Source organism: Chitinophaga sp. 22620 (genome assembly GCF_052044405.1).
Lineage (GTDB): Bacteria > Bacteroidota > Bacteroidia > Chitinophagales > Chitinophagaceae > Chitinophaga.
In genome coordinates, this window is record NZ_JBQEMV010000001.1 from 893,842 (window position 1) to 920,533 (window position 26,692).

Annotated in this window: 28 protein-coding genes; 23 read left to right on the forward strand and 5 right to left on the reverse strand. The window is 52.8% G+C overall.

Annotated elements, in window-relative coordinates; all coding sequences use genetic code 11:
- The first annotated feature begins 29 nt into the window (after window positions 1-29).
- The 13 genes from nrfD (at window position 30) to ACTJIK_RS03860 (ending at window position 11,533) form a co-directional block, all read left to right on the forward strand.
- Window positions 30-1,463, forward strand: coding sequence for an NrfD/PsrC family molybdoenzyme membrane anchor subunit (gene nrfD / locus ACTJIK_RS03800; RefSeq protein WP_440644983.1), 1,434 nt, complete (start codon window positions 30-32; stop codon window positions 1,461-1,463).
- A gap of 42 nt (window positions 1,464-1,505) precedes the next feature.
- Complete coding sequence (locus ACTJIK_RS03805) at window positions 1,506-2,099, forward strand: DUF3341 domain-containing protein (RefSeq protein ID WP_440644985.1); 594 nt, start codon at window positions 1,506-1,508, stop codon at window positions 2,097-2,099.
- A 200-nt stretch (window positions 2,100-2,299) separates the two neighbouring features.
- Entirely contained in the window at window positions 2,300-2,827 is a 528-nt protein-coding gene (locus tag ACTJIK_RS03810; RefSeq protein ID WP_440644986.1) for a c-type cytochrome, read from the forward strand.
- Between the two features lie 47 nt (window positions 2,828-2,874).
- Window positions 2,875-4,074 (forward strand): quinol:cytochrome C oxidoreductase, encoded by a 1,200-nt coding sequence (locus ACTJIK_RS03815; RefSeq protein ID WP_440644987.1) that lies wholly within the window; start codon window positions 2,875-2,877, stop codon window positions 4,072-4,074.
- A gap of 62 nt (window positions 4,075-4,136) precedes the next feature.
- Window positions 4,137-5,222 (forward strand): cytochrome c oxidase subunit II, encoded by a 1,086-nt coding sequence (locus ACTJIK_RS03820; protein WP_440644988.1) that lies wholly within the window; start codon window positions 4,137-4,139, stop codon window positions 5,220-5,222.
- Between the two features lie 95 nt (window positions 5,223-5,317).
- A complete protein-coding gene (locus tag ACTJIK_RS03825; RefSeq protein ID WP_440644989.1) occupies window positions 5,318-7,144 on the forward strand; it encodes a cytochrome c oxidase subunit I in 1,827 nt (608 codons plus the stop codon).
- 85 nt (window positions 7,145-7,229) lie between these two features.
- Window positions 7,230-8,111 (forward strand): heme o synthase, encoded by an 882-nt coding sequence (gene cyoE, locus ACTJIK_RS03830; RefSeq protein WP_440644990.1) that lies wholly within the window; start codon window positions 7,230-7,232, stop codon window positions 8,109-8,111.
- A gap of 4 nt (window positions 8,112-8,115) precedes the next feature.
- Complete coding sequence (locus ACTJIK_RS03835) at window positions 8,116-8,679, forward strand: cytochrome c oxidase subunit 3 (RefSeq protein WP_440644991.1); 564 nt, start codon at window positions 8,116-8,118, stop codon at window positions 8,677-8,679.
- A 54-nt stretch (window positions 8,680-8,733) separates the two neighbouring features.
- Window positions 8,734-9,411 carry a cytochrome c oxidase subunit 3 gene (locus ACTJIK_RS03840; RefSeq protein WP_346316791.1) on the forward strand — a complete coding sequence of 226 codons (678 nt, stop codon included), beginning with the start codon at window positions 8,734-8,736 and terminating at the stop codon, window positions 9,409-9,411.
- 57 nt (window positions 9,412-9,468) lie between these two features.
- A complete protein-coding gene (locus ACTJIK_RS03845) occupies window positions 9,469-9,855 on the forward strand; it encodes a cytochrome C oxidase subunit IV family protein (protein WP_440644992.1) in 387 nt (128 codons plus the stop codon).
- Window positions 9,856-9,989: 134 nt separating this feature from the next.
- Window positions 9,990-10,673, forward strand: coding sequence for an SCO family protein (locus tag ACTJIK_RS03850; RefSeq protein ID WP_440644993.1), 684 nt, complete (start codon window positions 9,990-9,992; stop codon window positions 10,671-10,673).
- Between the two features lie 8 nt (window positions 10,674-10,681).
- Window positions 10,682-11,254 (forward strand): DUF420 domain-containing protein, encoded by a 573-nt coding sequence (locus ACTJIK_RS03855; protein ID WP_440644994.1) that lies wholly within the window; start codon window positions 10,682-10,684, stop codon window positions 11,252-11,254.
- 54 nt (window positions 11,255-11,308) lie between these two features.
- Complete coding sequence (locus ACTJIK_RS03860; protein WP_440644995.1) at window positions 11,309-11,533, forward strand: hypothetical protein; 225 nt, start codon at window positions 11,309-11,311, stop codon at window positions 11,531-11,533.
- A 3-nt stretch (window positions 11,534-11,536) separates the two neighbouring features.
- On the opposite strand, the gene ACTJIK_RS03865 is transcribed toward ACTJIK_RS03860, so the two are convergent.
- Entirely contained in the window at window positions 11,537-12,151 is a 615-nt protein-coding gene (locus tag ACTJIK_RS03865; protein WP_440644996.1) for a MarR family winged helix-turn-helix transcriptional regulator, read from the reverse strand.
- 287 nt (window positions 12,152-12,438) lie between these two features.
- On the opposite strand from ACTJIK_RS03865, the gene ACTJIK_RS03870 reads away from it, so the two are divergent.
- Both ACTJIK_RS03870 and ACTJIK_RS03875 read left to right on the forward strand, forming a co-directional pair.
- Window positions 12,439-13,593 carry a chloride channel protein gene (locus tag ACTJIK_RS03870; protein WP_440644997.1) on the forward strand — a complete coding sequence of 385 codons (1,155 nt, stop codon included), beginning with the start codon at window positions 12,439-12,441 and terminating at the stop codon, window positions 13,591-13,593.
- Between the two features lie 47 nt (window positions 13,594-13,640).
- Window positions 13,641-14,483: an FkbM family methyltransferase gene (locus tag ACTJIK_RS03875; protein WP_440644998.1), complete on the forward strand. Its 843-nt coding sequence runs from the start codon at window positions 13,641-13,643 to the stop codon at window positions 14,481-14,483.
- Window positions 14,484-14,549: 66 nt separating this feature from the next.
- On the opposite strand, the gene ACTJIK_RS03880 is transcribed toward ACTJIK_RS03875, so the two are convergent.
- Complete coding sequence (locus ACTJIK_RS03880; RefSeq protein WP_346316783.1) at window positions 14,550-14,876, reverse strand: DMT family transporter; 327 nt, start codon at window positions 14,874-14,876, stop codon at window positions 14,550-14,552.
- Between the two features lie 177 nt (window positions 14,877-15,053).
- A complete protein-coding gene (meaB, locus tag ACTJIK_RS03885) occupies window positions 15,054-15,956 on the reverse strand; it encodes a methylmalonyl Co-A mutase-associated GTPase MeaB (RefSeq protein WP_440644999.1) in 903 nt (300 codons plus the stop codon).
- A 54-nt stretch (window positions 15,957-16,010) separates the two neighbouring features.
- Here meaB and ACTJIK_RS03890 point away from each other — a divergent pair, with 54 nt between their 5' ends.
- From ACTJIK_RS03890 to ACTJIK_RS03920, 7 genes are all read left to right on the forward strand, one after another.
- Window positions 16,011-16,886: a glycosyltransferase family 2 protein gene (locus ACTJIK_RS03890; protein WP_440645000.1), complete on the forward strand. Its 876-nt coding sequence runs from the start codon at window positions 16,011-16,013 to the stop codon at window positions 16,884-16,886.
- A 57-nt stretch (window positions 16,887-16,943) separates the two neighbouring features.
- A complete protein-coding gene (locus ACTJIK_RS03895) occupies window positions 16,944-17,579 on the forward strand; it encodes an LON peptidase substrate-binding domain-containing protein (RefSeq protein ID WP_440645001.1) in 636 nt (211 codons plus the stop codon).
- A 9-nt stretch (window positions 17,580-17,588) separates the two neighbouring features.
- The gene (locus ACTJIK_RS03900; protein ID WP_440645002.1) at window positions 17,589-18,332 is read left to right on the forward strand and encodes a type III pantothenate kinase; all 744 of its coding nucleotides are present in this window, start codon (window positions 17,589-17,591) and stop codon (window positions 18,330-18,332) included.
- Window positions 18,313-19,608, forward strand: coding sequence for a hypothetical protein (locus ACTJIK_RS03905; protein WP_440645003.1), 1,296 nt, complete (start codon window positions 18,313-18,315; stop codon window positions 19,606-19,608). The genes ACTJIK_RS03900 and ACTJIK_RS03905 overlap by 20 nt, the downstream gene beginning before the upstream one ends.
- Window positions 19,609-19,617: 9 nt before the next feature.
- Complete coding sequence (locus ACTJIK_RS03910; RefSeq protein WP_440645004.1) at window positions 19,618-20,178, forward strand: hypothetical protein; 561 nt, start codon at window positions 19,618-19,620, stop codon at window positions 20,176-20,178.
- A 159-nt stretch (window positions 20,179-20,337) separates the two neighbouring features.
- Window positions 20,338-21,327 (forward strand): potassium channel beta subunit family protein, encoded by a 990-nt coding sequence (locus tag ACTJIK_RS03915; protein WP_440645005.1) that lies wholly within the window; start codon window positions 20,338-20,340, stop codon window positions 21,325-21,327.
- 304 nt (window positions 21,328-21,631) lie between these two features.
- On the forward strand, window positions 21,632-21,970 hold the full coding sequence (locus ACTJIK_RS03920; protein ID WP_440645006.1) for a tRNA-binding protein: 339 nt from the start codon (window positions 21,632-21,634) through the stop codon (window positions 21,968-21,970).
- Between the two features lie 543 nt (window positions 21,971-22,513).
- Here the strand turns inward: ACTJIK_RS03920 and ACTJIK_RS03925 are convergent.
- Window positions 22,514-24,637: a S9 family peptidase gene (locus ACTJIK_RS03925; protein WP_440645007.1), complete on the reverse strand. Its 2,124-nt coding sequence runs from the start codon at window positions 24,635-24,637 to the stop codon at window positions 22,514-22,516.
- Between the two features lie 84 nt (window positions 24,638-24,721).
- Here ACTJIK_RS03925 and ACTJIK_RS03930 point away from each other — a divergent pair, with 84 nt between their 5' ends.
- A complete protein-coding gene (locus tag ACTJIK_RS03930; protein WP_440645008.1) occupies window positions 24,722-24,856 on the forward strand; it encodes a hypothetical protein in 135 nt (44 codons plus the stop codon).
- A 288-nt stretch (window positions 24,857-25,144) separates the two neighbouring features.
- Here ACTJIK_RS03930 and lysS read toward each other — a convergent pair whose 3' ends face one another.
- On the reverse strand, window positions 25,145-26,683 hold the full coding sequence (gene lysS / locus ACTJIK_RS03935) for a lysine--tRNA ligase (RefSeq protein WP_440645009.1): 1,539 nt from the start codon (window positions 26,681-26,683) through the stop codon (window positions 25,145-25,147).
- Between the last annotated feature and the right edge of the window lie 9 nt (window positions 26,684-26,692).

Genomic DNA, 26,692 nt, shown 5'->3' on the forward strand with positions numbered 1-26,692 from the left:
AAACCGGGATGAGCAAAGCTCAAAATACTATGCATTTGAAGTACGAATCCACACTGAGAGAACCTTTAATAGACGGGGTTAAGGATTATCACCAGGTAACGGAAGATATCATTAGTCCCATTGAGGCCAAGCCCGGAAAGCTGTGGTACATTGGGTTATCTATCTCTGTCCTGCTGCTGCTGTTCGGCGCTTTCTCCGTAACCTGGGAAGTATACTGGGGTACAGGGGTGTGGAACCTGAACAAAACTATCGGCTGGGGCTGGGACATCACCAACTTCGTATGGTGGGTAGGTATCGGTCACGCCGGTACGCTGATTTCCGCCATCCTCCTGCTGTTCCGCCAGGGCTGGCGTACAGGGGTGAACCGCGCGGCTGAAGCGATGACCATCTTCGCGGTAATGTGCGCGGGCCAGTTTCCGATCTGGCACATGGGCCGTGTATGGATGGCCTTCTTTGTAATGCCTTACCCCAACACCCGCGGCCCGCTGTGGGTGAACTTCAACTCCCCGCTGCTGTGGGACGTGTTCGCGATCTCTACTTACTTTACGGTTTCCCTGCTGTTCTGGTACTCAGGCCTGCTGCCTGACTTCGCTACCGTGCGCGACAGGGCCAAAACCAAACTGCGTAAATACCTGTATGGAGTTGCCTCCTTCGGCTGGACCGGTTCCACCAAGCACTGGCAGCGCCATGAGTCACTCTCGCTGGTGCTGGCGGGTCTTTCCACCCCCCTCGTACTTTCCGTACACACCATCGTATCTTTCGACTTTGCCACTTCCGTAATTCCCGGCTGGCACACCACCATCTTCCCCCCGTACTTCGTAGCAGGTGCGATCTTCTCCGGTTTCGCCATGGTGCAAACCCTGCTGATCATCACCCGTAAGATCCTGGGCCTGGAAGATTACATCACCCTCGGCCACATCGAGGCGATGAACAAAGTAATTGTACTCACCGGTTCCATCGTAGGGGTGGCTTACCTCACCGAGCTGTTCATGGCATGGTACTCCGGCGTTCAATATGAATTCGACACCTTCTACAAGTTCCGCGCCGCAGGTCCCCTGGGCTGGAGCTACTGGATCATGATGACCTGCAACGTGATCAGCCCGCAGGTGTTCTGGTTCCGTAAAATGAGAAGGAACATCATGGTGACGTTCATCATGTCCATCATCGTGAACATCGGTATGTGGTTCGAACGTTTCGTGATCATCTGTACATCGCTGTACCGCGACTACCTGCCTTCCAGCTGGAGCTACTACCGCCCCTCCTGGCCCGAGGTTGGTTTTTACCTCGGTACTTTCGGCCTGTTCTTCACCTGTTATTTCCTGTTCGCCAAATACTTCCCGGTTATTGCAGTAGCGGAGATCAAATCCATCCTGAAAACATCCGGACAGAACTTTAAGGAGAAAATGGTGGTATACGAAGACCAGGATGCAGAAAAATTTGCGCACGACCAGACGCACCACTAAGAATTGAATTTAGATTAACAGAATTACAGAATAATAATCCATATGGCTGTTAAAAAATTTGTTGTAGGCAGTTTTGATGACGAGGCGGTATTGTTCCCGGCGGTTAAGAAAGTACGCGCTGCCGGCTACAAGATCCACGACGTGTATACGCCTTTTCCCGTGCATGGGCTGGACCATGCGCTGGGCCTGAGAGAGACCAGCCTGCACACCGCGGGGTTCATATACGGCATTACCGGTACCACTACCGCATTGTCTTTTATGAGCTGGGTATTTACAACAGATTGGCCGATGAACATCGGCGGTAAACCGCATTTCCCCTTACCGGCGTTCATTCCCATCACTTTCGAGCTGACCGTGCTGTTTGCGGCGGTGGGCATGGTGATGACCTTTATGTATCTCTGCCAGATGGCGCCTTTCGTGAAGAAGCATATCTTCCACCCGCGACAGACGGACGACCTGTTTGTAATGGCGATCGAGCTTACCGATAAAACGCCTGCCACGGATGTGAAAGCATTCCTGGACAGCGTGGGAGCGAAAGAGATCAACGAACAGACCGTTGAAGCCGGATGGTGGCTGGGCCGCTTTGACAGGGAAGACAAACTGTTTATCAAACCTGCCCCGGCGGTAAATGCGTAATTAAAGAAAGATCAAAAGAGACGTCAACAAGAAGCCATTTAGACTTCTACAGTTGATAAACAACGAAAATAATTCGACTACGGATGAAAAGGACTTCCAACATACTGATTGTAGCGGCTTTGGCTGGCGGAGCCTTTCTGGCTTCCTGCGGAAACAAGGGTGCGCACCACAGAAAGCCCGGTAAAATCTATGTACCTGACATGTACGAATCCCGTGCATACGAGTTTTACAATCCCCGCCTGGCGAGCCTGAAACCCGTGGAAGGTACGGTGAAGAGGGGAGCGATGCTGCCTTATCACCTGAAAGCGGAAGATACTGCGCAGGCTAACGGGGTGAAAAATCCCCTCGTGTTGGATGCCGCCGCACTGAAAGAAGGGAAAAAATATTACGATATATATTGCGGCGTTTGCCATGGGCAGAAGCTGGATGGTAACGGTCCCCTCTACAAAGGCGGCGACGGTCCGTACCCTGCTGCGCCGGCATCCATGCTCGCGGGCAAGGTGCTGGGTTATACCGAGGGCCGCATCTTCCACGTTATCACCTACGGGTACAACGTGATGGGCAGCTACGCCAGCCAGCTGGACATTGAGCAGCGCTGGAAAGTGGTTGGATATATCAAGAGCATGCAGAACGGCGGCAAAGCCCCCGAAACTGCACCCGCCGCACCCGCTGCCGATTCAGCAGCCACCGCGGCAACACCTGCGCCGGCTGTAGCGGCAGCGCACTAATTTGTTTAAAACGCATTTCGAACTTAGTATTTTAATATACAACAGTAATGAAGGACCAATTTGTAGTACCAGCAAGATTAAAAACGACCAGCTTCGTGCTTTTGGGTATTGGCTTGCTGACTTTATTGATCGGATTATTTGCATTCTCGGATGAGCACGGTTCAACCCGCTTCTGGGCAGGATTACTGCAAAACAGTACGTTCTTCCTGATGGTGGTGCTGGCCAGCACCTTTTTCATCGCGGTGACGACGCTGGCGCACGGCGGCTGGCAGATCGCTTTCCGCAGGGTGCCTGAGGCAATCTCCATGGCAGTGCCCGTGCTGAGCGGCATTGTGCTGGTAGTGCTCGCGTTCCTGATCTTCGGGAACAAAGGCCACATCTACCACTGGCTGCACCCGCATGGCGACCGCATCCTGGAATTCAAATCGCCTTTCCTGAACGCCGGTTTCGTTTCCATTGCCTCCGTGATCACGGTAGGACTGTGGAGCTGGCTGACGGTGAAGCTCCGCAGCATGTCTCTCGCTGAAGACAAAATGCAGCTGGACGCGGAAGGCCGTAAAAGCCTGATCTGGAAAGGTACCGTTTGGTGCGGCGTTTTCGCTGTTGTATATGCACTGAGCATGGGCTCCACCACCCCCTGGATCTGGCTGATGAGCATAGACGCACACTGGTTCAGCACCATGTACAGCTGGTACACCTTCGCCAGCACCTGGGTATCCGGCCTGAGCCTCATTGCGCTGTTCGTGGTTTACCTGAAAAGCAAAGGTTACCTTCCCTTTGTGAACGACGAGCACCTGCACGACCTCGGCAAGTTCATGTTCGCGTTCAGCATCTTCTGGACATACCTCTGGTTCAGCCAGTACATGCTGATCTGGTACGCCAACATGCCCGAAGAAACTGTTTACTTCCAGCCGCGCGTTTGGGGCGAGTTCCGCCCGGTGTTCTTCCTGAACCTGGTGATCAACTTCATCGCACCGCTGTTAATACTGATGAAACGCGCTTCCAAGCGTAACTATACACTCGTTGCATTCATGGCAGGACTGATCATCTTCGGCCACTGGCTGGATTTCTTCCAGATGGTAGCACCCGGCACCGTGAAACACCTTTACTTCCCCTGGTACGAACTGGGTATTGGTTTGGGTTTTGTGGGACTGGTAATTTACCTGACGGCCAACCAGCTGGCAAAAGCGCCGCTCACGCCGAAGAATCATCCTTACCTGAAAGAAAGCATTATCCACCACACCTGATGCGTGGCATAGGGCAAGAAACAACGTTTAGCATTAGATAACTTAATTATTATTCATTAGCAATGTCAGGATATTTAGCAGTTTTTGTAGTTGTTCTCATATTCGTCGTGATCTTCCAGATCGCGAAGGCAAGCGAATATGTGTCCATTCTGAAAGGTGAAAAGAAATCGCGGGAGCAATCCAACCGTATCAACGGTTTCCTGATGATCGTATTCCTGGTATTGGGATTGATCGGCGTATGGTGGTGCCACGACCTGCTGGAAGGCAGGATGCTCGGCGAATCCGCCTCCGTACAGGGCGATGGTATCGACCAGCTTATCCGGGTTACCTTCATCATTACGATGATCGTTTTCGTGATCACCCAGATTCTGTTGTTCTGGTTCGCTTTCAAATACCAGGAAAAAGAAGGCACAACCGCCTTTTATTTCCCGCACAACAATAAGCTCGAAGTGATCTGGACGGTGATCCCCGCTATCGTGCTCACCGTACTGGTTGCCTTCGGTATCCGCCACTGGCTCCGCATCACTTCTGAAGCGCCGAAAGACGCGATGATCGTGGAAGTGACCGGCAAACAGTTCAACTGGATCGTTCGTTACCCCGGTAAAGACGGTCAGCTGGGCCGCAGGAACTTCAGGAATACAAACAACGAAGACAATCCTGTAGGCCAGGACTGGACAGATGTCCTGAACCACGACGACGTGATCGCCCCCGATCTGCACGTAGTGGTAGGCAAGAACGTGAAGCTGATCATCGGCAGCCGCGACGTGGTGCATGACGTAGGTTTGCCCCACTTCCGCCTGAAAATGGACGCAGTGCCCGGCATCCCGACCACCCTGTGGTTCACGCCGAAATTCACCACCGCGGAAATGAAGAAACGTACCGGCAACCCGGATTTCGTGTATGAGCTTTCCTGCGACCAGATGTGCGGCAGCGGTCACTACTCTATGAAAGCGAACATCATTGTGGAAACACAGGAAGAATATGACAAATGGTTAGCATCCCAGCCCACGCAGTATGCACAGGCACACCCCGCTGATAACAAAGCACCGGGCGGAGCGCCTGCAAAAGACACCACGGCAACCGCCGCTGCGCCTGCAGATTCTGCAAGCATAAAAGTGGCACAGGCCGGAACCGCTGCAAAGCACTGATCATTTAAGCTGAAGAGATTTTAGGAGCGTAAAAAATTTAAGAAAAAGCCGGAGAGCCTGCCCCGTTTGACGGCTGATCATAAACAGAACTTATTATGAGTAACGAAGCAACATTGCACAATCAGGATTTAGCGCATCACGGCCATGTGGAGCATGGGCATGGTAATGGCCATGATGGACATGACCATCACCACGAAACCTTCATATCGAAGTATGTGTTCAGCATGGACCATAAGATGATTGCGAAGCAATTCCTCATTACCGGTATCATCTGGGCCATCATTGGTGCATTCTTCTCTGTATTGTTCCGTTTGCAACTGGGTTACCCGGACGCTACTTTTCCCTGGCTGGAAAGCATCCTGGGTCACTGGGCTGAAGGCGGCAGGATCACTGCCGAAGCGTATTACGCGCTGGTTACCATGCACGGTACCATCCTCGTGTTCTTTGTATTGACCGCCGGTTTGAGCGGTACTTTCTCCAACCTCCTCATTCCCCTGCAGGTAGGCGCGAGAGACATGGCTTCCCCCTTCATGAACATGCTCAGCTACTGGTTCTTCTTCCTGGCCAGCGTAGTAATGATGAGCTCCCTGTTCGTACAGACCGGCCCCGCTTCCGGCGGCTGGACGAGCTATCCTCCCCTGAGCGCACTGGGCGACGCTTCTATCGGTTCCAAGATCGGTATGGACCTCTGGCTCGTGAGCATGGCGATCTTCGTTGTGTCTTCGCTCCTCGGTTCCCTCAACTATATTTCCACCATCCTCAACATGCGTACGAAAGGCATGAGCATGACGAAGATGCCGCTCACCATCTGGGCGTTCTTCTTCACCGCCGTGCTCGGCGTGCTGTCTTTCCCCGTACTGCTGAGCGGTTTCGTACTCCTCCTGTTCGACCGTCATGGCGGCACCAGCTTCTACCTGAGCGAACTGTTCGTACAGGGTAAAGTGCTGCCCAACGAAGGCGGCTCCGCGATCCTCTACCAGCACTTGTTCTGGTTCCTGGGTCACCCCGAGGTGTACATCATCATCCTCCCTGCGATGGGTATGGTTTCAGAGATACTCGCGGTAAGTTCCCGCAAGCCGATCTTCGGTTACCTCGCCATGGTGGGTTCTATCTTCGCCATCACGATCCTGGCCTTCCTTGTATGGGCGCACCATATGTTCGTGACCGGCCTGAACCCCTTCCTCGGAGCGTTCTTCGTATTATTGACGCTGCTGATCGCGGTACCGTCCGCCATCAAGGTGTTCAACTGGATCACCACCATCTGGCGCGGCAACATCCGCTTCACACCGGCTTCCCTGTTCTCCATCGGCTTCGTGAGCACCTTCATCTCCGGTGGTCTTACAGGTATCTGGCTCGGTAACTCTGCGATAGACATTCACCTGCATGATACATACTTCGTAATTGCGCACTTCCATATCGTAATGGGCGTATCCGCATTCTTCGGTATGTTCGCCGGCATCTACCACTGGTTCCCGAAAATGTACGGCCGCTATATGAACCAGACGCTGGGCTTCATCCACTTCTGGATCACCCTGGTGGGCGCTTACCTGATCTTCTGGCCGATGCACTACGAAGGTATGGCAGGCATGCCCCGCCGTTACTTCGATTACAGCAACTGGGCGTCCTTCAACCAGTTCGGCGGGCTCAACCAGTTCATCAGCTTCGTGGTGATCATCGTATTCGCGACACAATTGTTATTTGTATTCAACTTCTTCTATAGCATTTTCAAAGGCCGTAAGCTTGCCACGCCTAACCCGTGGGATGCTACCACCCTTGAATGGACAACGCCGATCAACCCGGGTCACGGTAACTGGCCTGGTGAGATCCCCGAAGTTCACCGCTGGGCTTACGATTACAGCAAGGACGGGAAAGACTTTATCCCGCAAACCGTGCCGGTATCGCCCGATGAGTCCAAGCACTAATGCGCATGCAGGGCGAGCCTGCGTGCGGGAGAATTGTGGAACAGCATAGTGAAGAAATAAAATGTTGCAAGAAAATTCCATAAAGTTGTCTGTATCATACGCCATTGCTAGCAGGGTGAAGGATTATTTCATGATGATGAAGTTCACCCTCACATTCATGGTGGTTTTCTCCTGTGTGGTGGCCTATTTGCTGGTACCGGGCGTGGAATTTGACCTTGTTAAAGTTCTTTTATTATTTGCAGGTGGCATCCTGGTTTCCGGCTCCGCCAATATCATTAACCAGATACTGGAAAAGGAAACGGACAAGCTGATGGCACGTACGGCCCCGAGGCCGCTGCCCGCAGGGCGCCTTTCCGCAGGGGAAGCCGCCGTGGTTTCGGCAGTGACCGGCCTGGCCGGTATCCTGATCCTCGGTTTCGGGTTCAACTGGCTGAGCGCGATGGTAAGCCTCGTTTCCCTGGTGCTGTACGGTTTCGTGTACACGCCCTGGAAAAAATGGAACTCGCTGGCCGTGCTGGTGGGCGCCGTTCCCGGAGCTTTGCCGCCATTGATCGGCTGGGTGGCCGGCGCAGGCACCTTCTCCGAAGGGGGCTGGGCGCTGTTCGCCATACAGTTCCTCTGGCAGTTCCCGCACTTCTGGGCCATAGCCTGGGTAGCGCATACGGACTATACCAGGGCGGGCTTCAAGCTGATGCCCACGGACCGCGGGCCGGGCAAGATGATCGCGCTGCAGGCGGCTATGTATACCATGCTGCTGATCCCTGCCGGCGTAGCGCCTTACCTGCTGGGCATGACCGGCGCCGTTTCGGCGGTGGTGGCCATACTGATAGGCGGTTTTTACCTGTACAGGGCTATAGAGTTGTACCGGAAATGTGATGTGCCTTCTGCCAGGAAACTGATGTTCGGATCATATATTTACCTGGCGGTGATTTTACTGGCACTGTTGTTTGATAAAATTAAACTGTGAGGAAATGTTGACAATGAACGCTCAAAAGAACAAAATACATCCGCACAAGTATTCCATGTGGATCGCTATGGCCAGCATCACGATGATGTTCATAGGTTTCACCAGCGCATACGTGGTAAAGCGGGCGCAGGCCAACTGGCTGAGCTTCGAGCTGCCGCAGGTGTTCTATGTGTCTACCGTGCTGATACTGCTGAGCAGCCTCACCATTTACCTGGCCCAGCGCCAGTTTAAGGCGAGGAACATGAGCGCCTACAAACAGCTGATCTCCGTGACGGCATTGTTGGGCATTGCTTTTGCGGTTTGCCAGGTAATAGGTTTCGCTGACATGAAAAACCACGGCCTGCCTTTGAACAGCACCGTGTCTGCCAGCTTCATCTACGTGATCGTAGGCACGCACGTGCTGCACGTGCTGGGCGGGGTGGTAGTGCTGATGGTGCTTTTCGTAAGAGCGTTCCGCACGCGGATAAGAACATACAGCGCGGTGCCCATCGAAGTGGCATCCACATACTGGCATTTTGTAGACGGGCTCTGGTTATACCTGCTGATATTTTTCAGCCTGGCCCGGTAAGAACAAAGAAGAATAAGATACTGTTTAGAACCAATAAAATTCATAATTAGTACAATGGATAACGCAGTAACAGCGAAGAAAAAATGGTGGAACGGAGGGCATTCGCCCTTTAGCGTGAGCTACGGGAAGTTGATGATGTGGTATTTCCTGATCTCGGATGCCTTCACGTTCGGCGCATTGCTGATCGCATACGGCACACAGCGTTTCATGGCTGAAGCATGGCCCGACCCGAACGTGGTGTTCCACTCATTCCCGTTCATGGGGCATGCCAACCTGCCGCTGGTGTTCGTGAGCCTGATGACCTTCATCCTGATCATGAGCTCCGTTACCATGGTACTGGCCGTAAACGCCGGGCATTACATGGACCGTAAGTCCGTGATCAAATGGCTGAGCCTGACCATCGTAGGCGGTATCATGTTCCTGGGCTGCCAGGCATGGGAATGGACGCACCTGCACGAAGTAGGCGCATGGTGGGGCCGCAATCCCTTCCTGAATGCCGACGGGTCCGCGCCGCTTTCCACTAACTTTACAGACTTCTTCTTCACCATTACCGGCTTCCACGGCCTGCACGTAACCTCCGGTGTGGTACTGAATATTATTGTACTGGCTAACGTGATCAAAGGAACCTACGAACACCGCGGCCACTACGAAATGGTGGAGAAAGTAGGGCTTTACTGGCACTTTGTAGACCTGGTTTGGGTATTCGTATTCACCTGCTTCTACCTGCTGTAAGCTCGCTTAAATTTTGAACTGAACGAATTTTTATAAAGAGAAAAGTATTCTGAAAACATGGCGCATACATCTAACGCAAACGACAGGCAGGCAGCCATCAAATCCATCTGGAAAACATTCTGGATCCTGCTGATTGTAACCATGGTGGAAGTAGGGCTGGCGTTCCTGCACCTGTATACCGGCTTCCCCGGCAAGCTGCTGCTGAACTCCATCTTCATCGGCCTCACCATCGTGAAAGCATTTTTCATTGTTGCCGAATTTATGCACCTTGGCCATGAAGTAAGGAACCTGATCATGACCATCCTGTTCCCGCTCCTGCTGTTCGTTTGGTTTATCATCGCGTTCCTCGCGGACGGCGACAGCTGGAAGAACATGCGGAAAGACCTTTCCCCCGGCACACCGGTGAAAAAGGAAGCGCCCGCACACGCACCTGCGCATCATTAACAGGTTAGCATAACTAAAACGCAGAATGTAAAAGTGATTCCATCCACGCCGGTAGCATCACTTTTACATTTTTGCTTTTATAAAACGTCTTAAAACTTACCGCCATTTCCAGAAAAGCATTACTCGGAGTAGCATTGGCCATACTGGTGCCTTTAACAGGGTACCTGATCGTGGATCATTACGGTAAGAACGTGGTGCACGTACCGCCTTACCTCATCGCAGAAAGAGTGGATACCGTGGTAAAAGACGGGAAAACCACCTACGACACCGTATTTCACCAGGTGCAGAACTTCACCCTCACCAACCAGCTGGGCGAACAGGTGAACCTTAAGAACGCGGAAAACAGGATACTGATCGTGAACTTCTTTTTCACCAGCTGCCCCGTGATCTGCCCCAACCTGATAAAGAACCTAAAACGCGTGCAGGATACGTATAACAAGAACGATACGCTCATCCAGATCATCTCCCTCACGGTAGACCCCGCGCGCGATACCGTGCAGACGCTGAAGAAATACGCGGACAAGCATAACATCGATCCGAAGAACTGGTGGCTGCTTACCGGCGGTAAAAAAGAGATATACGACCTCGCCCGCCACGAATTTTTTGTGAACGCGCTGGAAGGCACCGGCGGGCCGGATGATTTTATTCACACGGAGAAGTTCGTGGTGATAGACAAAGACCGCTACATCCGCGGGTACTACAACGGCCTCGACAGCAACGAAGTACGCCGCATGGTGAACGACATTGCCGTATTGCATATAGCAAAAGACAAAAAGAAGCCCGGATTGCTGAAACGCCTGTTTTCGTCCGGCAACTAAAAATGTGAATGATGAATCTGAAGAACAGGAACCTGAACTTACCCATCGCCATTATTTCCATCGCAATACCCCTGGCCGTGGCCATTCTTTTTGTGCTGCCCAAGCCGGACCTGGAAGTGGGATTTGATGTGAAGCTGATGCCTTTTTTCCACGCGGTGCTCAACTCTGCCACCGCCGTGCTGCTGGTAGCCAGCCTGTATTTTATCAAGAACGGCCACCGGAAAGCCCACAAATGGGCCAACCTTACCGCCGTGGGCCTCTCCGTGATCTTCCTGCTTTCCTACGTTACCTATCACTTCCTGACGGAAAGCACGAAGTTTGGCGACATGGATCATAACGGCATCGTGGATGCTACCGAGGTAGCGGCTGTTGGCGGCATCCGGTATATGTATTATTTCCTGCTGCTCACGCACATTGTGCTGGCCGTGGTGATCGTGCCCATGGTACTGTTTTCCCTGCTGCGCGCCTTCCAGGACGATAACGCCCGCCACCGCAAAATAGCCCGCATCACCTGGCCGATCTGGTTCTATGTGGCTATTACCGGCGTGATCGTGTACATCATGATCCAGCCCTATTATTGAGCGGAACTGATATAGATCAGTGGCCGTAATACGGAAAACTTGTAATTTCGGTTTGTGAAAAAGATATTTCTCCTCTTGATGATCGTTGCGCTGCTGGTTCCCGGCAGCGATCTGCTGGCCCAGTGCTCGCTGTGCACCAAAACTGCGCAACAGCTGGGCGAAGGCCCCGCGAAAGGGCTGAACAACGGTATCCTCATGCTGGCGTTCACACCGCTGGCGCTCGGCGCTTTCCTGGGTTACCGCTGGTGGAGAAGCCAGCGCGTGACGGAAGAGAATTAAGCGTCAGCTTCCCGCCGGAGCAGTGAACTCCGGGCAATCCACCCTCAGATCCCCCGCTTTCAGAAAAGCATTTACCAGGTTGCAGTAATGCAGCTTCCCTTTTTTATCGTAGAACCGGCAGTTGAAGCACATCCGCTGCGGAGTGATCACCAGTTGCTGGTTCAGCTCCTGGATAAGGCCCAGCAATTGCTCCAGCAGGTTGGCCTGCTTTTCGGGAGGAATAGTTTGCACGGCGGCTTCCATCGGCTCCGCGAAAAGCTCCACTTTGCGGGCCAGGGTTTTGCCTTCGCGCGTAAGATGCAGCGAGTGGCTGCGACTGTCTTCCAGGTCGTCTTTTCTTTTCACAAAACCCTTCGCGGCAATGGATTTGATCGCATCGCTCACCGTCGCTTTGGTCATGTTGAAATGTGCAGCCAGGTGGGTTACCGTTTTCAGTTTTTCCGGATAATGCAAGAGGTAGGTAAGTATCTGTACCTGGATAGGACTGATCCCGTATTGTTTGGCTTCCTGCCAGAGCAACACGCGGAAAGCTTCAGACAGCCTTTCCAGCGCTGCCACCACTTTACTGGTTGTATTGGTGGCCTGATGCTCAGGATTAAAGGTGGATTCCTTTGCCATTTTTAGTAGTACTGTATCGTTTTAGTATGGTTCCTTTTATGCCTTTTTTGTTTTTATCTAATACAGGTCTTCACGGGAAGGGCCGAATGTACAAAACTTTTGACGTGCATGCATAGCACATTCATGGTGTTTACTGCAAACGGGTCAGCACCGGCAAAATTGTTTTAGTACAAGCATTTCAGCGTATTTTCTTCTGTTAGTCTTAAGCCTTTTACACAATCTGGTTGGCATATTTTTTATTTGCTATATTTATCACGTTAACGGATAAAAATCTAAACAACATCCTCTTGAAACTGCCAGCATTTTTTGCTCATCGTGAAGGTTTGCCGGTAGCAGATCACCTGCCTTTCCCGGCGCATATCCACCAGCCGCTCAAACGAGTTTGGGTGCTGTGGTGCTATGTAATACTCTGGGCAGCGGTCATTGGTATTGCGGCACTTTTGCTTTTGCAGGGATTTCTGATGCTGGAGAAGTTTGCAACAAATATTGTTCCGGGTATTTGGCTGCTGCCGCTTGTATTGGCGGGCGCCTTCGCCGCATGGCAGCTTTGGAAAAAAGGCCTCCTGGCGAAACTCGCTGCACAACTGGTTTACAGCATCACAGGCATGCCTTTGGGCGTGGAAGGCGCGTTGTTGAAAATGGCGGCATTACTGCGGCTGCCCCGCAGTTTCTCCGAAGCAGAAAAAGATGTGGTGATGGTAAGCGTCCTGGCGTCGGGCATTGCAGCCTGGTTCGGCACGCCGCTGGCCGCTGTTGCGCTGGTATATTTCGTGATCACGCGGCGAAGGTCAGGCTATGTGCTGGCAGCCGCGTTAACAGGCGCCGCGCTGCATTACGCATGGTTCGGCATGCCGGTATACAGCCCGTTGAAATGGCCCGGCCCCGAAGCCACAGGTGTGTATACTTTACTCGGTTTGCTGCTGGGGATCATGTCCGCGGTGATGGTACGCGCAGTGCAGGCGCTGAATGCGGTAAGCGGCGGCTTTCTCTCCGTTGCGGCCGCAATAACGGTCGGGGTGATGGTGTGGCTCAAACCCGTGCTGTTCGGGCCGGGCATGGGTGTTGCACAACAGGTGCTGCTCATGAAAGATGTAACGCTGTTGCTGCTGATGAATGTTGGATTGTATAAGCTGATCACGGTAATAGCCGCCGCGGGCGCGCGTATTCCCGGCGGTATCATCACGCCGCTGATGGCGGCGGGCGCGGCAAACGGGCTGCTCACGGCCTTATGGCTGCAATCCATTTTCAGCGATACCCCGCTGGATCCGCGGATGGCGGCGGTAGTGGGCGTGGCGGCGTTGCTGGGAGGAGTTACCCGTCTGCCGTTGATGGCGATGATATTTGCCCTTGAAATTTCACGTCAACCCACCGCCATCGTTCCCATACTGTTGGCAACGCTGGCGTCTTACGCGCTGTCCGCCGTTTTTCTCCGGCGGTTGTAAGAATTCTGCAAAATGAGAGTATATTGGCGCACAATAACCAGGTTCATATGTCCATCTTATCCTATTTCAAAGCGTCGTTCGCGCGAAAGAAAGCACGGCGCGTGTTTCAGCAATACGGTACCCGGATCGATACTTTTCAGCTGGCTAACAACGAAAAGATCGAGTTTGCCAACTGGCTGAACCCCTTGCTGAAACCCAAAGTGATCACCCAGCATGAAGTGGACTTTTTTCGAAAATATATCCCTGAAGGCTCCATGGCGATAGACATCGGGGCGAACATCGGGGACCTCACCGTAGCTATGGCCATTGCCGCAGGCGGCACCGGCAAAGTGCTCGCGCTGGATCCCAACCCGCACGTGTTCAGCGTATTGCAGGAAAATGCAAAGCTCAATAAAGGCAAAGCCAACATCATTCCCCTGCAGTTTGCCGCGGCAGACAAGGATATGAATTTCTACTACGCCTCTTCGGAAGCTTCCATGAGCAACGGCGGGCTCATCACCGACCTCAGCGATAACCGACACGGTAAATACAAGCTGAAAGAACCCATCAAAGGAAAGCATCTCGGTAATTTCCTGGAACAGGAGTACCAGGACTGGCTGCCGAAACTTTCCCTGATCAAGATAGACACGGAAGGGCTGGATTATTTCGTGCTCACCACCCTGGAAAGGATACTGGAAAAATATCATCCCGTGATCATCGCCGAGATATTCCTGGAAATACCGGTGAGCATGCGCAACGACATTTTCGACCTGCTGAAGAAACACGGTTACACGCTGCTGAACGCAGGCCTGCTGGAAACAGACAAACCGATGGTAACAAGGCCGGTGAGCACGAAGGAAGACATGCCGAAGGTGGGGCAAACAGAAAATATCATCGCATACAAGGCTTAAAGAACGCCTTTTTCAAAAATACAGTAACAGGCCCGGACAAATATGTTCCGGGCCTGTTTGCGTCTCTTAATGCCCTTCCGAAACAAATTTCAACCCGATGATGGAACCGATCAGCATCACCAGGAAAAAAATGCGCCAGGCCGCCGCGGGCTCCTTGAAGAAAATGATCCCCGCAATGGCCGTACCTGCCGCGCCAATGCCCGTCCACACCGCGTAAGCGGTACCGATCGGCAATCCGTGGTTGATCGCTTTATTCAGCAAAAAAAAGCTCAGCGAAATGCACACCACGAAACTCAGGGAAGGCCAGAGCTTCGAGAAATTTTCCGAATACTTCAGCGAAATAGTGAACCCGATCTCGAAAAGACCGCCCAATACTAAAAATAACCAGGCCATAACAAAATGATTTGTTCAGTGTAAAAGAAAATATGATGCAATAAAAATGTGCGGGATCGCGCGCGCAGGATCAGCCGCCGTAATTGAACACGGCGTAAGTGAAGAACAGACGGAATACTCTTGTAATAGTAACCATTCCTGCGGCTTTTTGTTTAGACGGGCAAAGATACGGATTTGTCAGCTATACTGCTGAACGATACGGTAGAGGTTGAACTGCGGATCGTTCATCTGCCGCTGCACATCGGCCAGCAGGGCCTGCCTGTTCAGCTGCTGCATACGCCGGTGCTGGATGAGCTGGTAGGCCTTCTCAGCCAGCAAAAGCGCTCTGCGTTGATGGTTGCCCTGCACCTGGTTGCGGTGCGCATCCAGCGCTGCGATCAGTTCGCTGATGCCTTCCTGTTTGATGGCGACGGTTTTGATCACCGGGGTTTCCCATTGGTCGCTGCGTTTGGAATGGGCCAGCAGCCGCAGGTTGCGAACAAATTCATCCGCCTTCGGGCGGTCTGCTTTATTCACCGCGAAGATGTCCGCAATTTCCATCAGGCCCGCTTTCATGGTCTGTATTTCATCGCCGGCCTCAGGCACTACCACCACCACGGTGGTATCGGCGATGCCCGCGATCTCCACTTCGCTCTGCCCCACGCCCACTGTTTCGATGAACAGGTAATCGAAACCGGCCGCCCTGATGAGGTCGCTCACTTCCATGATCTTCGGGCTGAGGCCGCCCAGGGCGCCGCGGCTGGCCATGGAGCGGATGAACACGCGCGGGTCTGAAAAATGTTCGCTCATGCGGATGCGGTCGCCCAGCAAAGCGCCGAAATTGAATGGAGACGAAGGATCTACTGCGATGATGGCGATCCGCTGATCGCGGTTTAACAATTCAGTAATGAGGGCATTCACGAGGGTGCTTTTGCCGGCGCCGGGAGGGCCGGTGATGCCGGTAACGCGGGTGTGGCCGTTTGCAGGCAGCGATTCCAGCAACTGCTCATAACCCGGCGCTTCATTCTCCACCAGTGAGATGCAACGTGCCAGGGCCCTGGTATCGCCTTTCAGCAGGCGTTCTAGTAACGGCGCAGACATAGGGCAAATGTATCGATGATTTTTCACATCTTTGCAGCACCTTATTATCTGTTCATGAAAGTTACCGGATTTACTTTTGTTCGAAATGCAGTCAGGTTCGATTATCCCGTAACGGAGGCTATACGTTCCATTCTTCCGCTGTGCGACGAAGTGGTCGTAAGCGTAGGTAACTGCAACGACGGTACGCTTGAACTGATCCAATCCATCGGCTCCCCCAAGATCCGCATTTTTTTTTCCGAGTGGGACGACAGCATCAGGGCCGGCGGGCGGGTGTTGGCGATAGAAACAGATAAGGCGCTGCAACACATCAGCCGCGACACTACCTGGGCTTTTTACATACAGGCTGACGAGGTAGTGCACGAATCCGATATCCCCGCCATCCGCGCCGCCATGGAACGTTACGCCGGCGATGCCAGGGTGGAGGGCCTGCTGTTCAGGTACCATCATTTTTACGGCAGCTATGATTATGTGGGCGATTCCCGGATCTGGTACAATCATGAGATAAGAGTGATCCGCTATAACCCCGGCATCCGCTCCTACCGCGATGCGCAGGGCTTCCGGCTGAATAACCGCAAGCTGCGCGTGAAACCCGTAGAGGCTTACATGTACCATTACGGCTGGGTGAAAAACCCCGAAGAACAGGCCCGCAAGTGGATCAATTCCACTTCCCTCTATCATGGCAACAACCAGCATCTTATGACCCGCATCTCTTCCACCGAGGTGTTCGACTATTCAGAAGTGGATTCCCTGGAACGTTTCACCGGCGGTCATCCCATGGTGATGCAGGACCGCATCAACCGCAAGAACTGGCAGTTCGAGCACGACATCAGCCGTAAACAGTTCAAGAACGTCAAACGCAGGCTGCTCTACTGGGTGGAAAAACGCTTCGGCGTAAGGCTCTGGGACTACCGGAACTACAAAATAATTTAGCGCTCCCGCCCGCCAACAGCAGCGGGAATTTTTTTCCAAATAACGTATTTTAGCACTATGACGAATTTCATCCCGATTTTTCCTTTAGGCATTGTAGTGTACCCGGGCGAACATCTTAACCTCCACATTTTCGAACCCAGGTACAAGCAACTGGTGAGCGAATGCATCCGGGACAACAAACCTTTCGGCATACCGGCGGTGATCGATAAAAAAGTGAATGAATACGGTACCCTCGTGGAAATTTCCCGCGTGGAAAAAATGTATGATACCGGCGAGCTGGACATCAGGACAAAAGGGCTGAAAGTGTTCCGCATCCTGGAGATCATCCGCGAAGTGCCCGAAAAACTTTATGCCGGCGCCATCGTGACCTACCCGGACAACCAGGAACGCAGCAACGTCAAACTCCAGAAACAGGTGCTGGGAGCGGTCCGCGAGCTGCACCAGATATTGCAGGTCAGCAAAAGTTTCCCGCAGGCAGACGATGTGCTGCGCTCCTACGACCTGGCCCATCATGCCGGGCTGTCCCTCCAGGAAGAATATGAAATGCTCCACCTTTTCCAGGAACTGCAGCGCCTGGAATACCTCAAACGCCACCTGCTGAAGGTGATACCCGTCATGCACGAAATGGAACGCCTCAAAGACCGCGTGAAGCTCAACGGGCACTTCAAAAATTTATCCGTGGATAATTTTTAACTTGGCGCCATGACCGGTTCAATTTTTTGTATGGACCTGGGCAATTCCCGCCTGAAATGCGGCATTATGCAGAACGGGGAGTTGCAGCAGGAATTATTTTTTTCCGAATCAGGCCTGGTGAGTGAAGTGAAGGCAGCGCTGGCGCAATACGCTCCCGCCGCTTCCATCCTTTCTTCGGTGGTAGACCATCCGCCCGCCCTCGAAGCCTTGCTGGAAGCGCATGGCCCTTTCATCAGGCTGCAGCATACCACCCCTTTGCCCGTTACGCTGGCATACGACAAGCCGGAGACCCTGGGGGTAGACCGGATGGCGCTGGCCTCTGGCGCCTGGGCCACCTTCCCGGGCAGGCACAGCCTCATTATCGGCACGGGCAGCGCTATTACTTACAATTTTGTGCATAAAACAGGGTTATTCCTGGGCGGGGGCATCAGCCCCGGGATAGACATGCGCTTCAGGGCCCTGCATGAGTTCACGGACAAGCTGCCGCTGGTGAAAGGCAGCACGCAATATTCCTTTATCGGCTACAACACCCGCCAGAGCATACTCAGCGGCGTGCAACAGGGCGCCCTGGCTGAAGTGGACGGCATGATTGCCGCGTATGCCGCCAGGTACCGGAACTTTAACGTGCTTTTAACAGGGGGTAATTTGGAATTTTTTGCTTCCCGCCTTAAAAGTAAGATATTTGCAAGCCCGTATTTAATGTATAAAGGTTTAAATTCAATCGTAGAACTCAATGTATTGGACAAAAGCTAGTTTCTTTTGCCTGCTTGGCATTTGTGTGCTTTCCGCAAGGAACGCCGCCGCGCAGGATAACACACCTTACTCCCGCTTCGGATTAGGCGAGCTTTCCCGCTCGGAAAACGCCGTTAATCTTGGAATGGGAGGCGTAGCCCAGGCTTTTGCCAGTCCCCAGGCAGTCAACTACGTAAACCCTGCCAGCTATTCGAGGCTGCAGCTGGTAACCTTCGACGTGGGCGTGAACGGCGGCGTCCGCCGCCTGACAACTGCCGACGCAAGCTCCCAGTCCGGCTTCGGCACCCTCGCTTATCTTCAGCTGGGGATGCCCCTGGGCAAAAAATGGGGCCTCAATATCGGCCTCCGGCCGCTGACCCGCGTAGCGTACAATATCGCAGAAAGTGAGGAAAGAACTTTCTTCGATACCCTTAAAGTTCCCCTCGTAAACCAGTTTGAAGGCAACGGCGGCATCTACCAGGCCTATGTAGGCACCGGTATCGCTTTCGGCAACTTCAGCATCGGCGCGAACTTCGGGTACCTCTTCGGCAATGTGACCAACAGCACCAAGGTGCTCTACCCTTCGGAAACCACCATCCTGCCCTCGCGCAGCAGCAGGAGGACCAGCTACGGCAGCTTCTTCTACAACGTGGGCCTGCAGCAGGTAGTGCCGCTGGGTAAAGACTACAGCCTTTCATTCGGCCTCAGCGGAAGCCTGGAGCAAAAGCTCACCGCCCGCAGGGAAACCATGAAAGAAACCCTCTTCTACGACGCTTCCTCCGACGAATACGATACCCGCGATACCATCGAATACACCAGCGGCGACAAGGGCAACGTGATCTACCCGCAAAACATCGGCGCGGGTATCATGTTCATGAAAGCAGACAAGTTTTCCTTCGGAATAGACTACAATACTTCCAAATGGAGCAATTTCAGGAACTACGACGCGCCAGACAGCACGCAGGACAGCTGGAGGGTTAACATCGGCGGCCAGTTTGTGCCCAATGCACAGTCATTTACCGGTTACTGGAACAAGGTTTCCTATCGTATGGGCGGCTTTTTCGGAAAAGATTATGTAAAATTGGGTGCGGCAGACATGAACATCTGGGGCTTCTCCATCGGAGCGGGCTTCCCCGTTAAGAGGATCATGCCGGCCGTGAACCAGTTCACGCTGATCAATGCCGCCTTTGAAGTGGGCTCCCGCGGCAACCAGGAGCGCCTGAAAGAGACCTATTACAGGGTTACCGTTGGCTTCACCCTCAGCGACCGTTGGTTCATTAAAACCAAATACGACTAATTCAACCGCTTGAAACGATTTTTTATATACCTGGCTTCCGCCCTTGTGTTCATTAGCTGCGAAAACGACGTCAACGCCGTGCGCGCATTCGACGCCAGTAAAGCGGAAGTGGAGCAGGCATATGATATCGAGACCATCATGAGCCAGACGGCACATGTAAAAGGCGTGCTCACTGCGCCATACATGGAAAGGCATCTCAGCAGCCCGCCGCATACGGACTTCCCGAAGGGCCTCCAGGTGATCTTCTACACCGATTCCCTCACCAAGGAAAGCATCCTCACCTCCAACTTCGGCCAGATGCTGGAAAATCCAAACGGTACCAGCGACATCTACCTGCGCGACAGCGTGGTGTTCATCAGCTTCGGTACCGGGCAACGGCTGGATTGTAAAGACCTTCGCTGGGATTCCAAGATCAACCTGTTCGTCACAGACCGCTTTTGCCGGCTTTCGTCGACTACGGGGGATACCCTTTACGGGCAGGGCTTCAGGGCCAACCAGGATTTCTCCTGGAGCGAGTTCGTCAACAGCTACGGCAGCTTCGCCCCGCCTGACAGTACCCTTTCTTTTTAATTACAAAGAACACTACTTGCTATAACAAAAGAACCCGGTCTATTGACCGGGTTACTTTTGCTTTAACCTATTTTTTAACCTAAAATTTCCTGCTTCATATTTGTCAACAACCATGCCAAAGTATTATTATTTTTATGCATCACTTTTAAATACATGATCATGGAATACAGAAGATTAGGGAAATCAGGCTTACAGCTCAGCGTGCTGTCGTTCGGCAGCTGGGTCACCTTTCACGGGCAGGTAGACGACTCGCTGTCCGACCGGCTGATGGGCCTCGCGTACGACAGCGGCATCAACTTTTTTGACAACGCGGAAATATATGCGCTGGGCGAATCGGAGAAGATGATGGGAAGGGTTTTGAAACGGAAGAACTGGGACCGTACCTCCTACACCGTATCCAGCAAAGCTTATTTCGGGTGGAGAGGCGCCGATAACAAACCCAATCAGACCGGCCTGAGCCGCAAACATCTCGTGGAGGCATGCCACGAAGCCCTGCAGCGCATGCAGCTCGATTACCTGGACCTTTTCTATTGCCACCGGCCGGACAGGAATGTGCCCATCGAAGAAGTGGTGTGGACCATGACCAACCTGATCCAGCAGGGGAAGATATTGTACTGGGGCACATCCGAATGGACGGCGGCCGAGATCATGCACGCGCATATGATCGCCCGGCAATACAACCTGATCGGCCCCGTGGTAGAGCAGCCCGAATACAACCTCTTCCGCCGCGAAAAGGTGGAAGTGGAATACGCGCAGATCTACAGGAACGAAGGCCTGGGCACTACCATTTTCAGCCCGCTGGCTTCCGGCATACTTACCGGTAAATACAACAAAGGCGTTCCCGAAGGTTCCCGCCTGAGCCTGGAAGGCTACGAATGGCTGCGCAACCGCAACCTGCTGGAAGACAACCTGGCAAGGGTAGCCATCCTGCAAACAGTGGCGGACCAGCTGGGTACCAGCCTGGCTACATTGAGCATCGCCTGGTGCATTGCCAATCCGAACGTAAGCAGCGCCATCCTGGGAGCTACCAAAGAAGAGCAGCTGAAAGAGAACCTGAAAGCCCTGGAAGTGTACCCGAAACTCACAAAAGAAGTGATGCACGAAATAGACACGATCATGGGAACCGCACCCAGGGTGCCCGTTCATTAGAAATGGGAACAGGGTGAAGCGCGGGTGGTTAATTTGTTGTTAACAGTACTTCATTTAATGCGTTTACGAGACAAAACCGTTCTTTTACGAAAAGCCATTTTCAGGTATGAGTCACACATCTATCTTTGCATTGGTTTTTCATAGGATATGGTTAAAAATATTTGAGGGCGGTATTCTTACCGCCCTATATTTTTTCTCCCCGCCGCCATTTATTTTGAATTCATCCTTCCACATCCCGCTTTCCTCCTTTTCCCGGTAACTTTCTCCCCAAACGCATTAATTTCCGTTTCCTAAAATCATCAGCATGGAAACAATCACCTGGAACGATTTCGAAAAGGTGCAGATAAGGGTAGGCACCATCCTGGAAGCAGCCCCTTTTGAAAAGGCCCGCAATCCCGCTTACCAGCTCAAAATAGACTTTGGCCCGGAACTGGGCATCAAACGCTCGTCCGCCCAGATCACGCGCCTGTATCGGCCTGAAGAGCTTGCCGGCAGGCAGGTGGTGGCAGTGGTGAACTTCCCCGTCAAACAGATCGCCAATTTTTTCTCCGAATGCCTGGTACTGGGTGTTGTAGGCGACGATAAGGAAATAGTGCTGCTGCAGCCGGACCGCCCCGTGAAAAACGGCCATAGGATTGCATAGTGGCAAATAATTTAATTTAAATTTAATCTTAATGCGTTTGCAAAAAGACCTTTTTCAGGTCTTCACGAACTAAAACGCTACGTTCACGGAAATGGACTTGCAAAGGAAATATCCCGCCTTATCTTTGACTTAGGTTTTTCATAGGATATGGTTAAAATTATTACAAAGGCGGTATTCTTACCGCCTTTTTTAATTCCCTTTACCTCCTACAGCCGTTACTTCCCCGATATTCTCCATATTATAATTTTCTGTTGGATGATACGCAGTGCCAGCACGGGCTTTGCGGGAAACGGGTCTTGCGCGGATCGTTTAAAGCAGTTTTCTATACGTTAACAGGAAAAAATATAGCGTTCGCTAGTTTGGATATTGGGGATACTTCTAAATTATGGAAATTTGTAACAGGTTTTTCAATAAAGATATGGTTAAAATTTTTCGGGGCTGTATTCTTGCAGCCCTGTTTTTTTGCCCCTAAGTCATCAAACTGCTTATAAAAAAAAGCCCCGGATCCGATCCGGGGCTTTTTTGTTGCCGTATACAGGCTTATCAGTTGCTGCCCTGGAAAAGCCGGGGTAAAGGTTTCTGTAACAGGTTGGTATACACGAAACGGTAGGTTTCGTTGCGGGAATGCGCTCCTTTGGCGCCGCCCCAGCCATGCCGCTCACCGGGATATACCATCAGCTCGAAGTGTTTGCCCAGGTCCTGGAAAAGGTTCACCAGCTGGATAGTGTTCTGCAGGTGTACGTTGTCGTCCATAGTGCCGTGCACGATGCGCAGCAGGCCTTTGTATTGTTTGGCATGGGTAAGCACGGAGGTTACCTTGTATCCTTCCACGTTGTCTTTCGGCAGGTCCATAAAACGTTCGGTGTAGTGGCTGTCGTACAGCTGCCAGTCCGTTACTGAAAAGTTGGCGAGGCCGTGGGTGAAAACGCTGGCGCCATAGGTAAGCGCCATGCAGCTCATATACCCGCCGAAGCTGCCGCCGGTAATGCCCATGCGGCTGGCGTCCACACCAGGTTGTGTGCCCAGCCATTTGGCGGCGTCCATATAATCTTCTATTTCATATTTGCCCAGCTGGCGGTGGATGTAGTTCATGCCCGCTTTGCCAAGGTGGCCGGCGGCGCGGTTGTCTATCGCCACCTGGATGAGCCCTTCTTTCGCATACCATTGCGACGGCAGGTTGCCCCGCCAGGTATCGTATACGGTGCCTGCGTCCGGTCCGCCGTAGATGCTCACCAGCACAGGATATTTTTTGCCGGGCTCCATGTTCAGCGGCCAGATGATGGTAAGGGGCAGCGTAAGCCCGTCGCGGGTGGTGTAGGTTTTCAGTTCGGTGGGCGCCAGCTTGTAGCTGTCGAAGTTAGCACCGCGCGCGTTGCCCAGCTCGCGGATCACTTTGCCTTTTTCGTTTAGCAGGGCCATGCGGGGAGGCGTGTTCAGGTTGCTATAGGTGGTGATGAAATAATCACCTCCGGGGCTCAGCTTCACATCGTGCGAAAATTCGCCGAAAGTGAGGCGCTGCGGCTGGCCGCCTTTCAGGTCTGCCTTATACAGGTCGAAGCGGGTAGTGGCCTCTTTGCGGGCGGTGAAATACACGGCCTGTTTCTTTTCATCGATCAGGAGTATTTCACGCACGCGCCAGTTGCCGGTGGTAAGCTGCTGCTTCAGGCTGCCGTCCATATTGTGCAGGTAAAGATGGTCCCAGCCGGAAATATCGCTTTTCACGATAAAGCCTTTATTGCCCTGCAGGAAGTAGATATCGGCGAACCAGTCTATCCATGTTTTCTGTTTTTCGTTGTACAGCGCTTTTTTGGCGCCGGTTTGCGGGTCTATGGCATAGATGATGAGATTGTTCTGCTCGCGCGGCATCCATTGGGCCCAAAGGGCGCTGCCATCGGGGCTCCAGAAGGGCTGGCCGAAATACTGGTCGTCTTTTTCATTGAAGTCTGCCCAGGTGATCTTTCCGCCTGTAACGGGCACTACAGCCAGTTTTACTTCGGGATTGGTGTCGCCGGCCTTGGGGTAACGCGTGTTTTCGAGGAAGCCATGCTGGCCCACTTCGCTGTAGATCGGGAACACGGGTACTTTGGTATCATCAAAGCGCATGAAAGCGATCTTCCTGCTGTCCGGGCTCCACCAGAAAGCGCGGTAGCGGCTCGGGCGGCCGAGGATCTCCTCGTAATACACCCAGGAAGCCCAGCCGTTGTAGATCACGTCCGACCCGTCGGTAGTATATTGGATCTCTTTTTTGGTAGCCACTTCCACGGCAAACAGGTTGTTGTTGCGGGTAAAGGCCACATATTTTTCATCGGGCGAAAGGGTGGGGTTCTTTTCCACGGCATCGTCGCTGGTAACCCGCACTTCTGTCCCGTCCGGATACTGAACATACACGTCATTCCCTTTAACGCTCACGGTGGCGCCGGTGGCCGGTGGTGGCGTATAGGATGTGGTTTTGCCGGTCTTTACGTCTACAGACAATGCCTGCCCGTTGCGGGATTCGATGTAATGGTCCTTGTTGGCCCAGCCTTTTACGACCGGCAATGGTTCTGTGATAGATACGGGACGGGTGAAGATCTGGTCGAAGGTCAGCTCCTTCTTTTCCTGTGCCCCGGCCGGCATGGCGGCCAGCAGGGATAGCCCGGTAATCCATACCGGCAAAGATTTGTACATGCTTCTCATAATTAACAGGTTGATGATATGCGGGTATTGCGGCCGCAGGGCAACGAAAATAAAGATCAAATATCAAATTCGCCAATGAAATATACCAGCGGCAAAGGTTTTACCGGATACACGAAGGAATATGCCGGTTATACGCCAAAAGCCGCGTTCCGTGAAATGCAGTGTGCGGGCGACTTAAAAGGGTATTACATTCGGATTGGTTTTTCATAGGATATGGTCGAAATTAAAGGGGGCGGTGAATTCTTTCACTGCCCCGATTGTTTTTATACGGCCCTAAAATTGCCTGCGATAATATCCCGCCAGCCCCAGCCTTCCGGGATGTTAAAATTGGTTTACTACGGTTCTACTACGGTATTACTACCAGAACACTACTGGAACACTACCAGAGCCATACTAAAACGCTGCGTACAGATACACAAAAGGTAAACCCGCCCGGCCCATAAAAAAAGGCGCCCCGGTACCCGGAACGCCTCTCTGAAAATATTGATTGTAAGCCGGTTAATCCGCTATCACCGGCTTTTCCGGCCGCATCTGCGGGAAGAAAAGCACGTCCTGGATGCTCGGCTGGTTCGTCATCAGCATGGTGAGCCGGTCTATCCCGATACCAATACCGGAAGTGGGCGGCATGCCATATTCCAGCGCCCGCAGGAAGTCCTGGTCGATGTACATGGCCTCGTCGTCGCCGCGGGCCATCAGCTCCACCTGGTCTTCAAACCGCTGCCGCTGGTCGATGGGATCGTTCAGCTCTGAATAAGCGTTCGCGATCTCCTTGCCGTTCACGATCAGCTCAAAACGCTCTACCACGCCGGTTTTGCTGCGGTGTTTTTTGGTCAGCGGGCTCATTTCCACGGGGTAATCGATGATGAAAGTGGGTTGCACGTAATGATGCTCGCACTTTTCACCGAATATCTCGTCTATCAGCTTACCCTTGCCGGAGCTGGCTTCCACGTGAATGTTCAGCTGCTTGCATACATCGCGCAGCGCGGCTTCGTCCATTCCGGAAATGTCGAAGCCGGTATGTTCCTTAATGGCGTCGAACATGCTCACGCGGCGGTACGGCGCTTTGAAATCGATCTCTTTGTCGCCCGCGGTCACCTTGGTGGAACCGTTTACGTTGATGGCCACTTTTTCGAGCAGGGCTTCGGTGGTATCCATCATCCAGTTATAGTCCTTGTAGGCGGCGTACATTTCCATCACGGTGAACTCAGGGTTGTGGGTACGGTCCATGCCCTCGTTACGGAAGTCTTTCGCGAATTCGTACACGCCTTCAAACCCGCCTACGATCAGCCTTTTCAGGTACAGCTCGTTGGCGATGCGGAGGTACAGCGGCATGTCCAGCGCATTGTGATGCGTGATGAACGGGCGCGCGGCGGCTCCGCCGGGAATGGCCTGCAGGATGGGCGTTTCCACCTCCAGGTATCCCAGGCCATTATAAAAGTCCCGCATGGTCTGCATCAGGCGGGTGCGTTTGATGAATACTTCTTTTAGCTGCGGGTTGATCACCAGGTCCGCATACCGCTGGCGGTACTTGAACTCAGGATCGGTCACGGCGTCGAAGGTCTCGCCTTCTTTTTCCTTTACCACCGGCAGGGGGCGGAGCGCTTTGGCAAGAATAGTGAGTTCTTTAACGTGAACGGAGGTTTCGCCGGTTTTGGTAATGAAAGCAAATCCTTTCACGCCGATGAAATCGCCGATGTCCGTCAGCTTTTTCCACACCTGGTCGTAGAGGGTCTTATCCTCGCCGGGGCAGATGTCGTCCCGTTTTATATAAAGCTGGATCCTACCCTTACTGTCCTGCAATACGGCAAAGTTAGCCTTGCCCATGTCTCTGGTGCTCATGATACGGCCTGCCAGGCATACGTCCTGGTACTGGTCTTTCGTTTCTTCTGAGTAGCCGGCCTTGATATCCGTTGAATATGCATTCACGGGATATTCAGGCGCCGGGTACGGGTCTATGCCCAGGCTTTGCAGTTCTTTCAGCTTTTCCCGGCGGATGATCTCCTGCTCCGAGAGCTGTTGTTGGGTAGTTACGCTCATTTTCGTGAT